General features: G+C 72.5%; 14 protein-coding genes. 6 read left to right on the forward strand and 8 right to left on the reverse strand.

Annotated features, from left to right (window positions below; translation table 11 throughout):
• A partial coding sequence (locus Afe05nite_RS33765; protein WP_203821344.1) for an acyl-CoA dehydrogenase family protein occupies window positions 1–1,932 on the reverse strand: 1,932 nt, incomplete at its 3' end.
• 37 nt (window positions 1,933–1,969) lie between these two features.
• Here Afe05nite_RS33765 and Afe05nite_RS33770 point away from each other — a divergent pair.
• The 5 genes from Afe05nite_RS33770 (at window position 1,970) to Afe05nite_RS33790 (ending at window position 5,661) form a co-directional block, all read left to right on the forward strand.
• Window positions 1,970–2,587: a TetR/AcrR family transcriptional regulator gene (locus Afe05nite_RS33770; protein WP_203821345.1), complete on the forward strand. Its 618-nt coding sequence runs from the start codon at window positions 1,970–1,972 to the stop codon at window positions 2,585–2,587.
• A gap of 41 nt (window positions 2,588–2,628) precedes the next feature.
• Window positions 2,629–2,955: a PadR family transcriptional regulator gene (locus Afe05nite_RS33775; RefSeq protein WP_203821346.1), complete on the forward strand. Its 327-nt coding sequence runs from the start codon at window positions 2,629–2,631 to the stop codon at window positions 2,953–2,955.
• Window positions 2,952–3,995: a hypothetical protein gene (locus Afe05nite_RS33780; protein WP_203821347.1), complete on the forward strand. Its 1,044-nt coding sequence runs from the start codon at window positions 2,952–2,954 to the stop codon at window positions 3,993–3,995. Before Afe05nite_RS33775 ends, Afe05nite_RS33780 begins: the two co-directional genes overlap by 4 nt.
• Window positions 3,996–4,210: 215 nt before the next feature.
• Window positions 4,211–5,422, forward strand: coding sequence for a prolyl oligopeptidase family serine peptidase (locus Afe05nite_RS33785; protein ID WP_203821348.1), 1,212 nt, complete (start codon window positions 4,211–4,213; stop codon window positions 5,420–5,422).
• A 65-nt stretch (window positions 5,423–5,487) separates the two neighbouring features.
• Complete coding sequence (locus tag Afe05nite_RS33790; protein ID WP_203821349.1) at window positions 5,488–5,661, forward strand: CsbD family protein; 174 nt, start codon at window positions 5,488–5,490, stop codon at window positions 5,659–5,661.
• Between the two features lie 98 nt (window positions 5,662–5,759).
• Here Afe05nite_RS33790 and Afe05nite_RS33795 read toward each other — a convergent pair whose 3' ends face one another.
• Genes Afe05nite_RS33795 through Afe05nite_RS33810 form a run of 4 tightly spaced genes read right to left on the reverse strand, consistent with a single transcriptional unit; the run spans window position 5,760 to window position 8,664 of the window.
• The gene (locus Afe05nite_RS33795) at window positions 5,760–6,437 is read right to left on the reverse strand and encodes a glycosyltransferase family 2 protein (protein WP_203821350.1); all 678 of its coding nucleotides are present in this window, start codon (window positions 6,435–6,437) and stop codon (window positions 5,760–5,762) included.
• 3 nt (window positions 6,438–6,440) lie between these two features.
• Window positions 6,441–7,040 carry a class I SAM-dependent DNA methyltransferase gene (locus Afe05nite_RS33800; protein WP_203821351.1) on the reverse strand — a complete coding sequence of 200 codons (600 nt, stop codon included), beginning with the start codon at window positions 7,038–7,040 and terminating at the stop codon, window positions 6,441–6,443.
• Entirely contained in the window at window positions 7,037–7,756 is a 720-nt protein-coding gene (locus Afe05nite_RS33805; RefSeq protein WP_239118396.1) for a PIG-L deacetylase family protein, read from the reverse strand. The genes Afe05nite_RS33800 and Afe05nite_RS33805 overlap by 4 nt, the downstream gene beginning before the upstream one ends.
• Window positions 7,753–8,664, reverse strand: coding sequence for an acyl-CoA dehydrogenase family protein (locus Afe05nite_RS33810; protein WP_203821353.1), 912 nt, complete (start codon window positions 8,662–8,664; stop codon window positions 7,753–7,755). The genes Afe05nite_RS33805 and Afe05nite_RS33810 overlap by 4 nt, the downstream gene beginning before the upstream one ends.
• Before the next feature lie 83 nt (window positions 8,665–8,747).
• On the opposite strand from Afe05nite_RS33810, the gene Afe05nite_RS33815 reads away from it, so the two are divergent.
• Entirely contained in the window at window positions 8,748–9,827 is a 1,080-nt protein-coding gene (locus tag Afe05nite_RS33815) for an NAD-dependent epimerase/dehydratase family protein (RefSeq protein ID WP_203821354.1), read from the forward strand.
• A gap of 58 nt (window positions 9,828–9,885) precedes the next feature.
• Here Afe05nite_RS33815 and Afe05nite_RS33820 read toward each other — a convergent pair whose 3' ends face one another.
• The 3 genes from Afe05nite_RS33820 to Afe05nite_RS33830 all read right to left on the reverse strand — a co-directional run bounded on the left by Afe05nite_RS33820 (window position 9,886) and on the right by Afe05nite_RS33830 (window position 12,763).
• Window positions 9,886–10,308 carry an Hsp20/alpha crystallin family protein gene (locus Afe05nite_RS33820; RefSeq protein ID WP_203821355.1) on the reverse strand — a complete coding sequence of 141 codons (423 nt, stop codon included), beginning with the start codon at window positions 10,306–10,308 and terminating at the stop codon, window positions 9,886–9,888.
• A 183-nt stretch (window positions 10,309–10,491) separates the two neighbouring features.
• Complete coding sequence (locus Afe05nite_RS33825) at window positions 10,492–11,283, reverse strand: SDR family NAD(P)-dependent oxidoreductase (RefSeq protein WP_203821356.1); 792 nt, start codon at window positions 11,281–11,283, stop codon at window positions 10,492–10,494.
• A gap of 295 nt (window positions 11,284–11,578) precedes the next feature.
• Window positions 11,579–12,763, reverse strand: a complete 1,185-nt coding sequence (locus Afe05nite_RS33830; protein WP_203821357.1) for a zinc-dependent alcohol dehydrogenase — start codon at window positions 12,761–12,763, stop codon at window positions 11,579–11,581.
• Window positions 12,764–12,781 lie beyond the last annotated feature (18 nt).

Below are 12,781 nucleotides of genomic sequence, written 5' to 3' on the forward strand. Positions count from 1 at the left end.
CCGGCGGGTCTCGTCGTGGGCGGCCATGGTGTCCTGGCGGTGGCCCTCCTCGCGGAGGATCGCGGCGTCGAGCCACTCGTCGGGGATGGCGAAGGCGTCGACCAGTTCGCGCATGTGCGGCCGGAGCTGTTTGAGCAGTTCGTTGGTCTTGGCGGTGACCGATTTAGACCGGTTCGGCGTGATCCGGCCGTGCTCCAGATACCAGCCTTTGTGGCCCTCGATGGTGGACAGGGCGTAAAGGTCGCACATCCGGTCGAGCAACGGCTCGCCGCTGCGCTGCACGGCGGCGACGAACGCCTCGAGCACGACGCGGTCGACGTGCGCCTTGGCCAGCTCGAGCACATGGTCCTGCACGTCGTTGAAGATGTCGAACTGGCGGTCCTTCTTGGTGGCGGCCCCCTTGCGGAGCCGCCGGATCACGCCGTCGAGCAGGTGTTTCTCGCGGTCCTCGAACATCGCCAGGTGCCAGCCGCGGTCGGTCAGGGCGACCTCCTCGTCGCGGCCGGGCACCGCGTCGACCAACCGCTGGATCAACGACCTGGCCGCCGTACGCTCGAGCACCATCTCCCGCACCTGCTCGGCGACGAACGCGGCCCGCCCCCATCCGTCGAGTGAGCCGAACGCATCCCGGTAGCCGGTGAGCAGCCCCTTCGCGACGAGCTGGAGCAGGACGGTGTTGTCGCCCTCGAACGTGGTGAACACGTCGGTGTCGGCCTTGAGTCCGGGCAGCCGGTTCTCGGCCAGGTAGCCGGCCCCGCCGCACGCCTCCCGGCAGGCCTGGATGGTGGTGGTGGCGTGCCACGTCTGGACGGCCTTGAGGCCGGCCGCCCGGGATTCCAGCTCGCGCTGCCGGTGCTCGTCGACGCCGCCGGTCGCGGTCTGCACCTCGTGCAGCGCGGTGACCAGCTCTTCCTGGGCGAACGTCAGCGCGTAGGTCTTGGCCAGCGCGACCAGCAGGATGCGCTGGTGGGCCAGGTAGTCGTTGAGCGCGATCTCGAGCCCCTCCCCCGGCGCCCGGAACTGGCGACGAAGGTCGCCGTAGCGCACGGCGATGGTCAGCGCGCTCTTGGTGGCGGCGGACGACGAGCCGCCGACCACGATCCGGCCGCGCACGAGGGTGCCGAGCATGGTGAAGAAGCGCCGGGTGTCGTTCTCGATCGAGCTGGTGTAGGTGCCGTCCTCGGCCACCTGCCCGTAGCGGTCGAGCAGCATGTCGCGGGGCACCCGCACGTGGTCGAACGAGAGACGTCCGTTGTCGACGCCGAGCAGGCCCGCCTTGTGGCCGTCGTCGCCGACGGTCACCCCGGGCAGCGGGTTGCCGTCCTCGTCCCGGATCGGCACCAGCCACGCGTGCACGCCGTAACTCTTCCCGCCGGTGATCAGCTGCGCGAACACCACCGCCATCCGGCCGTCGCGGGCCGCGTTGCCGATGTAGTCCTTGCGCGCGGCCTCGTGCGGGGTGTGCAGATCAAAGGATTCGGTCGCCGGATCGTACGTGCAAAGGGTGCGCAGCTGTTGCACGTCCGAGCCGTGGCCGGTCTCGGTCATCGCGAAGCAGCCCAGCAGCTTCGCCGAGATGATGTCGGGCAGGTGGGTGGCGTGCTGCCGGTCGTTGCCCAGGGCCACCACCGCCCCGCCGAACAGCCCCCACTGCACCCCCGCCTTGACCATCAGGGACAGGTCGAGCTGCGCGAGCATCTCGGCGGCGACGACCGAGCCGCCCGGGTCGGAGCTCCCGCCGTACTCCTTGGGGAAGCCGGCCGCGACGCCCGGGTCCGTCGGCAGCTCGGTGAGCAGCCGGGAGACCCGGGCCCGCGCCTGTTCGAGGGTCTCGCCGGCAACGGCGACGAAGTGGGCGCCGGCGAGTTGCTTGCGCGCTTCGCGGCGGACGTCCGCCCAGCGGCCGTCGAGTGCGTCCTGAAGACCCGTCATGGGTACAGACTGTACCCAGTGACGTAATCTGCGAGCTGTGAAACGGGACACGATCGCCTCGCGCCGCGCCGGCGCCACCGACGACAAACGGCGGCGGATCGTCGAGGCGGCGGCGCGGGCGATCGAGGAGCACGGCACCGAGGCCGGCCTGGCCGCGATCGCCGATCAGGCCGGGGTCGCCCGGCCGCACGTCTACCGCCACTTCACCGGCAAGGACGACCTCGACCGGGAGGTCGCCCGGCACGCCGCGCGCCTGCTGAGCGCTTGGATCCGCCCGTCGCTGACGGCCAGCGGCACCCCCGCCGCGGTGATCAACGGACTGATCGCGCGGGTGGTGGCCTGGGCGGTCGACCATCCCAACCTCTACCGGTTCCGGGCCCGGCTGGGCGAGCGCGGCGCGGTCGGCGAGCTGGTCGACGCCCTGGCGGCGTACCTGCGCGCGGCCGGTTACGACACCCGCCCCCCGGCGTACGTGGTGGCCGGCATCGTCGGCATGGTCGACGCCGGCCTCGTGTGGTGGCTCGACCATCCCGACGAGACCGGCCCGGACGCGCTCACCGGATGGCTCGCCGACCAGGTCTGGCTGGTGCTGCGCGACCTGCTGCGCCGGGTCGGGCACCCGGTCGACCCGGCGATCATCCTGAGCCCCGTATAGTCAGCTTGCCGATATATACCGCCTCCTGTAGCGTCCCCGGCATGCAGGAACCGACGTTTCTCATCCTCACCGCGCTCGCGGGCGAGCCGTTGCACGGCTACGGCGTCATCCAGTCCGTCGCGTCGCTGTCCGCCGGCGACGTCAAGCTGCGGGCCGGCACCCTCTACGGCGCCCTCGACCGGCTCACCGAGCAGGGACTCATCGAGGTCGACCGGGAGGAAGCCGTCGACGGCCGGCTCCGGCGCTATTACAAGTTGACCGACAACGGCGCGGGGGCGCTGTCGGCCGAGGCCGAGCGGCTGCGGCGCAACGCGGCGGCGGCCGAGACGCAGTTGCGCCGGCGTCCGCTGATGGGTGGCGCGGCGTGACCGCCGCCCCGCTGGAGCGCCGCTACCGGCGGCTGCTGCTGGCCTATCCCGGGCGTTATCGCCGAGTGCACGGCGCCGAGATGGTCACGACGCTGATGGACATGGCCGACGCCGGGCAGAGCCGGCCCTTCGCCGCCGAGGCCTGGCACCTGTTCCTCGGCGGCCTGCGGCAGCGGTTCCGGGTGCCGTCCGGGCGGCCCCTGGTGCTGGTCGCGGCCGTGCTGACCACGCTGATCGGCGGCGGGTTCGGGGCGGCCGCCGGTTCGTGGACGGCCGAGCGGACCTTCACCGCGCTGCCCGGCGACGCCGCCGTCGCCGCGCTGACCCGGCAGGCGGCCGGCGGCGGCGGGGACGACTTCTCGACGGATCGCTCGGCGTCGCCCTGGTTCACCGAGATGGTGCTGGGCGCGGTCGACAGTCCGGGGTGGACCGCCCAGGACGCCGAGCGGCGGCTCGCGGCCGACGGCTGGCGGGTCGGGGCGACCCGCAACCTTGCCGGGGCCGTCTACAGCTCGAGCACCTCCGACGGCCGGGTGGAGCGCGTCGAGGCGCGCAGCGCCGCGTTCGATGCCACCCGGGACGGGTTGCTCATGCAGGTCACCGGCCATGTCTCGGCCGGACACGGAACCGTGTCGATCATGCTGTGGCCGGCCGACACCGGGGCCCTCAAGCCGCTGACGGTCGCCGGCCTGCTGCTCGGGCTGCTCGGCGGCTGGATGGTCGCCGCGGCCGGCGCCTACCGCATGCGGGAGTCGCCCGGCGGCCGGCGCCGGATCGCCGCGCTGCTGGCCGGGCTCGCCGTCGCGGCGCTGGCCACACCCGCGTTCGCGTTCTACATCAATGTGATGCGCGTTCTGGAGGCCTCGGGCAGCGTCGTCAACACGGTGCACAGCGCGCTCAACGCGAGTCCCTACTGGAGCTACAGCACTCCCTGGATGCTGGTACAGCTCTCCGTCGCGGGAGCGCTGTTCGCGATCGTGGCCTGGCTGATGACGGACCGGCGCGGCACCACCGGGTCGGCGGTCCCGGCCGCTGGGTGAACGGGGGCCGGGGGCCGCCGTTCACCGGCGGCCCCCGGAAAGGTCCCGGGCTCGGCCGCCCGGGGCCCTTCATCGGCGAGCCTGGATCGAGATTAACGCTCGTCAATTGTTGCGGGAGGATTTCGACAGCGATAACTTCGGGCTGAGCGTCGGCCCGCTCCCCCGTCCTCTCCCCTCGGCGAGCTCCTGGTTCCTCTGTCGACAAGGGAGTCCACATGCCCATCAGTCGTCGCACGGTCCTCGCCGCCGGGGCCGGTGCCGCCGCCACCCTGGCCCTGCCCAGGGAGGCGTCCGCCGGCACCGCCGTCGGGTTCACCCTCGACGCGGTCACGCTCGACGGCGGCGAGCAGGTCGTCGCCATCACCCTCGACACCCGCCGGCTCGGCCCGATCGACCCGGCCGGCCTGACCACCAGCACTTTCAGCGTGCACGCCAAGGCCACCAGCCCGCTCCCGCTCGCCCCGGGCGAGCAGATCCTCAGCGAGTACGACCTGGACCGCCCGGTCACCGCCGCCCGCCTCGACCACCGCGGCAACATCGTCCTGGAACTGAGCCACGCCGAGGGTCAGGTCGGCGGCGGCACCCTGGGCTACCTCACCGGCCGGGGTCGCAACGTGCGGCTCGACCTCGTCTACACGATCACGCAGAACGCCCCGCTGGCCCGGCGCCACGGCGGCCCGGTCCGGATCTCCCGCTTCACCCAGGGCCGATTGGTCAACCCGGAAGTCGACGCCTTCAGCTACCACACCTCCGGCTCGGGGATGAAATACCGACTGTTCGCCGCCGACCGTCGTAAGCGCCCGCTTATCGTCTGGCTGCACGGCGGCGGCGAGGGCGCGTCGCTGCCCGACGACTACTACGACAACGAGACCACGCTGCGCGCCAACCGGGGCGCGCTGGGCTTCGCGACCGGTGCGGGGCAGCGCATCTTCGGCGGCGCGCACGTGGTGGCGCCGCAGAGCACGTCGTACTGGCTGGCCGACGGGCCCCACTTCGCCCCGCGGATCCAGGAGATCGTCCGCGACGTCGTCCGCCGCCACGACGTGGACCGGCGACGCGTCTATGTGGCCGGGTGCAGCAACGGCGGCTACATGAGCCTGGAGATGACGAACGTCTACCGCGACACGTACGCCGCGTCGGTGCCGGTCTGCGGCGTGGTGACCTCGGTGCTCACCGACGCCGAGCTGGCCGCCGTCCGCACCCCGACCTGGCTGGTGGCGTCACGGGACGACGACACGGTCGATCCCGGGGCCAACACGGTCCACGCCCACGACCTCATTCCGGGCTCGAGGATGACGCTGTACGACAACGTCGTGCGCAACGGCTACCAGTTCCCCGGGCACTGGTCGTGGATCTACGTGGCCCGCAACGACCCGAGCATCAACGGCACCCACATCTGGCAGTGGATGGCCCAGCAACGCCGATGATTGCCGCCCGGCAACCGTGGGTACCTACTGATCGTCTCAGTACGACGACGTGGAGGCTGACGGTCATGGCATTCGACGACAAGGTTGACAACAAGGCCGAGGAGTTCGGCGGCAAGGTCAAGGAAGGCGTCGGCCGGGCCACCGACGACGAGCAGCTCGAGGCCGAGGGCAAGGCGGACCAGTCGAGCTCGAAGCTCAAGCAGGCAGTGGAGAACGTCAAGGACGCCTTCAAGTCCTAGTTTTCTCGTTCAGCCGTACCGCTGAAGGAGCTGGCCCGGTGACGGTTCGTCGCCGGGCCGTTCCTTGTCCGGTGGCCGGCTGAGCAGCGGGCCGGGCGTTATTCGGTGGCCAGGCTGAGCAGGTGGGCGGAGAAGCCCAGCGGGGCGCGGCCGTCGGGCCGGGCGCTGGTGCGGACCGGGCAGCCGGTGTCGGTGACGACCGTGGCGCCGGCCGCGTGGAAGCGGGCGACCAACTCCCGGTCCTCGTCGTGGGCGAGCCCCGGGAAACCGCCCGCAGCGGCGTAGGCCGAAGCGCGAAAGCCCAGGTTGGCACCGTGGATGTGGCCGTGCCGCAAGCCCGCGACCAACTCGAGATAGCGGCGCTCATAACGCGCCGGCATCGGCCCGGCCCACTGCGACCAGTCGTCCACCTCGACGGTCCCGGCCACCAGATCGGCGCCCCGTTCGGCATGGCGCGCCTGCCAGCGCAGCCACTCCGGCGGCACCCGGCTGTCGGCGTCGGTGGTGGCCAGCCAGAGCGCGCCGGCGTCGGCGCTCATCGCGTACGCGACCCCGGCCGCCCGCGCCCGCCCGACGTTGCCCGCGCCGATCGTCACCACGTCGGCGCCACCCGCCCGGGCCAGCCGTTCCGTGTCGTCGGTGCACGCGTCGGCCACCACGATCACCCGCACCGGCACCGGGGCCACCCCGGCCGCCGCCACCCGCAACGCCGCCAGGCACGCGGGCAGCAGCGCGCTCTCGTCATGGGCGGGCACGACGACCGCGACCCGGTGCACCCGTTACACCAGGCCCGCGCGCCGGGCGACCGACCGCGGGTCCCGGCTGAACACCTCGAGCACGAAGTCGGGCTCCTCGTGCCGGGCGATCCGGTGCAGTCCGGGAACGGTGGCGAGGGCGGCGTGCGCCTCGTCGCCGCTGCGGGCGTGCTCGTCGACCGGCCAGCGCCAGTGCACGGCCACCACGTCACCGTCCGGTGCCAGCGATCCGCTCACGCTTTCGAGCAGGAGCGCCAGGTCGGCGTCGTCGAAGTAGTAGACCAGCTCGGAGAGCACGATCAGGTCGAACGTCTCGGCCGGCCAGTCGTGCGGCATCCGGCCGGTCCGCACGGTCACCCCGGGGTGGCCGGCGACCCGCTCGGCCGCGGTCGCGACGGCGGACCCGACCGCGTCGACGGCCAGGAGCCGGTCGCACCGCTCGGCCAAGCGCGCGGTCAGCATGCCTGTCGAGCAGCCCGGCTCGAAGCCCGAGCGGTACCGCCGGTTCGGCACCGCGTCGGCGGTGAGCGCGTGCTTACGAGCGTCGTACCAGCGGGTCTCGAAACTCCACGGGTCCGGGTCAGCGTCGTACATCCGCTGGAAGTAACTGATCGGCGTGGTCATTCGAAGATCACCTCGAACGGTCGGGTGAACCGCGCGACGATGTGCGGCGGCAGGATCGGGGCGTCCGCGTCGGCCGGCCCGAGCGGTTCGGTCTGACTGGGGAACGCCGCGATCGCCGCGGCCTTGGCCGCTCGCGCGGCCGGCGGCAGATCGATGCGCCGGGCCCGCGCCCAGGGCACCCGCGGGTCATCCGGGTACGCCCAGTGCCAGGCCCAGATCGGATATTCGAGCAGCCTGGCCCCGGTCGCCGCGCACGCCCGGGCGGCCGCCCGGCCGACGGCCTCGTGGTCGGGATGTCCGTCCCCGCGCCAGGTGGCGAAACACCACCGGCCCGGCGTCAGCAGCTCCGCCAGCTGCCCGGCGAGCGCTTGTTCGTCGATCCCGCCGTCGGCGTGCCCGAGCCGGTGCACCCGCGCCGTCCCGAGCCCGAGCCGCCGCAACGCCTCGTCCGTCTCGTCGCGCCGCACCGCCGCCAGTTGCGCCCGCGTGTAGACCGTCGAACCGGGATGCGACGCCTCGCCGTCGGTCACCGCGGCGAGGTCGGCCGCCCCGAGCAGCGCCATCGTCCCGGCCACCCCGAGAATCTCGTCGTCCGGGTGCGGCGCGACCACCAGCGGCACCGCCGCCGGCCGGAGGTCCAGCGCCGGCCAGTCGCTGACGGCCGCCCAGCGCCGCCACTCGTCCTCGGCGGTCCCGTTCCCCACGATCGGCCTCACCACCGGTCCTCGCTCCCGGCCAGGAGGCGGCCCAGCTGTTCCAGGTCGGCTTCGGCGTGACTCTGGCGCAGGTAGACGGTCAGGTCGGCGACTCGGCGGGCGTGGTCGGGGTCTTTGCCCAGGGGGCCGGCACCGAGGGCTCGGCCCACCCGGTCGAGGACTTCGGTGGCGGTGGCCTCGACGCCGGCGCGGACGCGCAGGGCCAGGCGGTGGGCGTCGGCCTGGGGGTCGGTGTCGATCTGACGGCCGGCGTCGGCCAGCACGGCACCGGCGGCGGTCAGGGTGACGTCGACGGCGCCCAGGTGGGCCAGGGCGTGCGGGCCGAGATCCCGGCGGCGGGCGGCGTTCAGCAGGGTGTCGGCCACGCCCAGGGCGCCGCCGAACCAGCAGGCGGCCACGCCTACGCCGCCGTGCCAGAAGCCGGGCCGCTGCACGTAGGCGCCGGGATCGCCGACCGGGCGGGCGGGGGCCCCGGTGAAGCGGATCGTGCGGCTGTCGCTGCCGGCCATGCCGACCGCCGGCCACGTGTCGTCGAGCGGGGTGGCGTGCGGCGGGGTGTTGCGAACGGCGAACAGGCGGATGCCGTCGGCGGCGGCCGCGGTGACCAGGGCGTGCGTGCACCAGGCGGCCCCGGAGCACCAGGGGCGGTCGCCGGTCAGGGTCCAGCCCCGCGGGCCGGGCTCCGCGCGTACCGAAGAAGGCGCCGCGGCCCAGACGCCCCAGCGCTCGCCCGGCTGGTTCTGCTCGGCGTCGCCGAGCTCGGCCCGGATCGCCACCGCGTCCAGGTGTCCCTCGGCGAGGCGGCAGGTGACCAGGTCGGCACGGCCCAGCGCGGTCAGGCCGCGCAGGCGGTCGGCGGTGGCGCCGTGGCCCGGAAGCGGGAGGTCGGGCAGGTCGATCTTGCGCACGGGGTGCTGTTACCCGGACGGGGGCCGGTCAATCGCGGGGGGCGATCGCGGTTCGGTGCCGGGTGCGCGGGTATGCCCCTGATATGCGTGTGGTGATCGTCGGAGCTACCGGTAACGCCGGCACCGCGCTGCTGCGGCGGCTGCGGGCGGAAACGGACATCGAGCTGGTGGGGGTGGCGCGGCGACGGCCGGAACCGGTCGGCGTCTACGCGGGCGTCGACTGGCACTCGGTGGACGTCGCGGCCGACGGGTCGGTCGACCGGCTGGCGGAGGTGTTCCGCGGGGCCGGCGCGGTGGTCAACCTGTCCTGGCAGATCCAGCCCAGCCACGATCAGCGGCGGCTGTTTCGCACGAACGTCCTGGGCGGCCGGGCGGTGGCGCGCGCGGTGCTGGCCACCGGGGTCGACACCCTGGTGCAGGCGTCGTCGGTCGGGGTCTATTCCCCCGGGCCCAAGACCGAGTTCGTGTCCGAGAGTCATCCCCGGCGCGGGGTGCTCGAATCGTCCTACAGCCGGCACAAGGCGTTGGTGGAGCGGATGCTCGACGAGATCGAGTCGGACCACCCGGGGCTGCGGGTGGTGCGGGTACGGCCGGGGCTGATCTTCCAGCGGGAGGCCGGCACCGAGATCGCCCGGTACTTCGCCGGTCCGCTGCTGCCGGCGCGGCTGCTGCGGCACGAGCGGGTTCCGGTGGTGCCGTCGCACCGGCGGCTGCGGATGCAGGCGGTGCACGCGGACGACGTCGCCGACGCGTACGCCCGGATCCTGCGCACCGACCTGCGGGGGGCCTTCAACATCGCCGCCGACCCGGTGCTCGACCCGCATCTGGCGGCGCAGGTGTTCCGTGGCATCACGGTGCCGGTGCCCGCGCCCGCCCTCGCCGCGGCGGCCGCGGCGAGCTGGAAGCTGCGGTTGCAGCCGATCGACGCCGGGTGGATCCGGCTGGCGCTCGCTGCGCCGCTGATGTCGAGCTCCCGGGCGGCCCGGGAACTGGACTGGAAACCGCGGGTGGACTCGGTGGCCGCACTGCGGGAACTGGTCGCCGGGATGGCCGAACGGGCGCACAACGCGGCGAGCCCGCCGCTGTCGGGTGACCCCGGCCTGCCGGGGCGGCCCGGCGGATTGGCACAAGGCCGGCTGCCCGGCACCGGTGACCCCTACTGAGCAGTGCTCGACCGGGATCTGCCGGGCAGGAGAAACCTCCTGCCCGGCTTCGCGTGGGTCAGGCGCCGGCGGTCACCGAGCTCTCCACGACGCGGCGGTCGCCGGCCAGGGTGATCGGGATGGAGCGCGGCTTGGCCGCCTCGGCGACCGGGATCGTGATCGTGAGCACCCCGTCCTGCCAGGTGGCCGAGATGTCGTCGAGGTTGAGGCCGTCGCCGACGGTGATGCGGCGCTCGAACGTGCCGGTGAGCCGCTCGCGGCGGATCCACTGCAGATCCTCGTCGGGGCGCGGGGAGCGCTCGGCGCGAATGGTCAGCACCCGGTTGTCGACGCCGACGTGCACCGAGCCCGGGTCGACGCCCGCCAGGTCACAGTGCAGCACGAAGTGGTCGCCCGAACGGTAGAGGTCGAGCGGCATCGCGTTCGAACCGGAGCCCAGGAGCCGGTCGAAGTCGCGGAAGGGATCGAAAGTCAGCACCACGAACACCTCCTCAAGACCGTCCGCCGGCCTTTCCGGCGGACACGTGGCGTCGGCTAACAATCAGTTCTGCCGAGTCGGCCGCATGGTCTGCTGAGGTGCATCACCCCGGCTTGACCAGCAGCGACAGCTATTTTTTTAGCACCAAGCAGGGCGGAGTGCCAAGCATTTCGGCAAGATTTTCCGCTACTTCTCGGCCGAGCCCGGCTCGGCCATCCGGCGGTGCAACTCGGCCTTGGCGCGGTCCGGCAAGACGTTGCTCATCGCGCCCTGCGCCTTGGTCTTCACCGAGCCCGCGACGACCTTCTCCTTGTCCTTCATCAGGGCCTCGAAGCCCTGCCGCGCGACCACCGCCGGGTCGTCCTTCTTGCCCGCGCCCACCCTGGTGTCGTCCATGTCGGCACGGTGGAAGAAGTTCGTGTCGGTGGGGCCGGGCATCAGTGCGGTCACCGACACGCCGGTGCCCTTGAGCTCGGCCCGCACCGCCTCGGCGAACGACTGGACGAACGACTTGGAGGCGTTGTAGACGGCCTGGAACGTACCCGGCATCGTGGACGCGATCGACGAGGTGAACAACACCTGCCCGGCGCCGCGGGCCACCATGTCCGGCAGCACCCGCTTGGCCAGGTGCACAGTGGACGTCACGTTCACGTCGATCACGTTCAGCTCGTCGGCCAGGTCGGTGTCCCGGGTGAAGTCACCGCCGATGCCACGGCCCGCGTTCAGGGCGATCGCGTCGACGTCCCGGCCGCTCTCCCGGATCGCCGCGTAGACCCGCTCCACGCCCTCGTAGGTGGCCAGGTCGGCCCGCACGGCGGTGACCTGGGTGCGGCCGTCGCGGCGCAGATCGGCGGCGGCCTGCTCGATGGCGTCGTCCTCGGCGGCGAGCAGCAGGTCGTATCCGTGCTCGGCGAACTGCCTCGCCAGCTCGTACCCGATCCCGCTGGACGCTCCGGTGATCACAGCAAACTCTGTCATGACCGGCGGATGCCCCGTGGTCACGTGCTTAACCGTCGCAGACCCGCCTCGACCCCGGCGGCAAGCGGCGGTGGGGCCGCCACGCCCGGCGCAGATCCGGCAGCACCGCCGGGCCGGCACCGCCGGGCGCCAGGCCCAGCGGTGCCGCCGCCGTCCCGGCCGAGACCGGGTCGAGCCGGTGCTGCTCGCCCACCCGGCGCCGGGTGAGGCGGCACCGTCTCGCGCAGCAGATCCGCCCGGTTGCGCGTCGCCACCACTACCGTGACTTCCTCGGTCTCGATGGTGGCAGCACCGGTCACGGCTTGAGCACGACCTTGACGCAGCCGTCGTCCTTGTTCTTGAACATCTCGTACGCGTGCGGCGCCTCCTCCAGCGGGAGCCGGTGGGTGACCAGGTCGTCCACGCCCAGCGGGTCGTCGTCGCCGGTCAGCAACGGCATGATGTCATCGACCCAGCGCTTCACGTGGGCCTGACCCATGCGCAGCGTCACGCCCTTGTCGAACAGGTCCATCATCGGGAACGGGTCGGCCTGACCGCCGTACACCCCGATGATCGACACCGTGCCGGCCCGCCGCACCGCGCCGAACGCGTCGGTGAGCGCGGCCGTCCGATCGATGCCGAACTTGTCGATCGCCTTCTTGGCGAGCGCGTCGGGCAGCAGGCCGGCGCCGCGCACCGCCGTCTCCTGCAGCGGCGAACCGTGCGCCTCCATGCCGACCGACTCGATGACGCCGTCCGCGCCCCGCCCGTCGGTGAGGTCCAGGACCGCCGCCGGGATGTCGTCGATCTTGTTGAGGTCGAGCACCTCGATGCCGTGCCGCTCGGCCATCGCCAGCCGCTCGGGCACCAGGTCGCTGGCGATCACCCGGCCGGCGCCGAGGTGCCGGGCGATCCGGGCGCTCATCTGGCCGATCGGGCCCAGACCGGTGACGAAGACGGTGTCGCCGGGCTGGATGTCGGCGTACTTCGCGGCCTGCCAGGACGTGGTCAGCACGTCGGACAGGAACAGGAAACGCTCGTCCGGGTGACCCGCCGGTACCTTGATCGGCCCGAACTGCGCCTGCGGCACCCGGAGGAACTCGGCCTGGCCGCCCGGCACCTGGCCGTACAGCTTGGTGTAGCCGAACAGCGAGGCGCCCTTGCGCTGGTCGGTGTTCTGGGTCGTCTCGCACTGGGCGAAGTAGCCGCGCTTGCACATCCAGCAGTACCCGCACGAGATGTTGAACGGGATGACCACCCGGTCGCCCGGCTTGATGTGGCTGACCTCGGAGCCCACCGCCTCGACGATGCCCATCGGCTCGTGCCCGAGGATGTCACCCTTGTCGATGAACATGCCGAGCACGTCGTACAGGTGCAGGTCCGACCCGCAGATCGCGGTCGAGGTGATCCGCACGATCGCGTCGGTCGGTTCCTGAATCGTCGGATCCGGCACCGTCTCCACCGAGACCTTGCCGGTGCCCTGCCAAGTCAAAGCTCTCATGCGCCCCGGATGCCCGGC

This window comes from Paractinoplanes ferrugineus, from assembly GCF_016862195.1.
In the GTDB taxonomy this organism is placed as follows: Bacteria; Actinomycetota; Actinomycetes; order Mycobacteriales; family Micromonosporaceae; genus Actinoplanes; species Actinoplanes ferrugineus.

Bases quoted from the DNA above. Each gene is read 5' to 3' on its own strand.
- Afe05nite_RS33825 (WP_203821356.1), bottom strand. From the start codon at position 11,283: ATGACAGAGTTTGCTGTGATCACCGGAGCGTCCAGCGGGATCGGGTAC.
- Afe05nite_RS33785 (WP_203821348.1), top strand. From the start codon at position 4,211: ATGCCCATCAGTCGTCGCACGGTCCTCGCCGCCGGGGCCGGTGCCGCC.
- Afe05nite_RS33790 (WP_203821349.1), top strand. From the start codon at position 5,488: ATGGCATTCGACGACAAGGTTGACAACAAGGCCGAGGAGTTCGGCGGC.
- Afe05nite_RS33830 (WP_203821357.1), bottom strand. From the start codon at position 12,763: ATGAGAGCTTTGACTTGGCAGGGCACCGGCAAGGTCTCGGTGGAGACG.
- Afe05nite_RS33775 (WP_203821346.1), top strand. From the start codon at position 2,629: ATGCAGGAACCGACGTTTCTCATCCTCACCGCGCTCGCGGGCGAGCCG.
- Afe05nite_RS33800 (WP_203821351.1), bottom strand. From the start codon at position 7,040: ATGACCACGCCGATCAGTTACTTCCAGCGGATGTACGACGCTGACCCG.
- Afe05nite_RS33815 (WP_203821354.1), top strand. From the start codon at position 8,748: ATGCGTGTGGTGATCGTCGGAGCTACCGGTAACGCCGGCACCGCGCTG.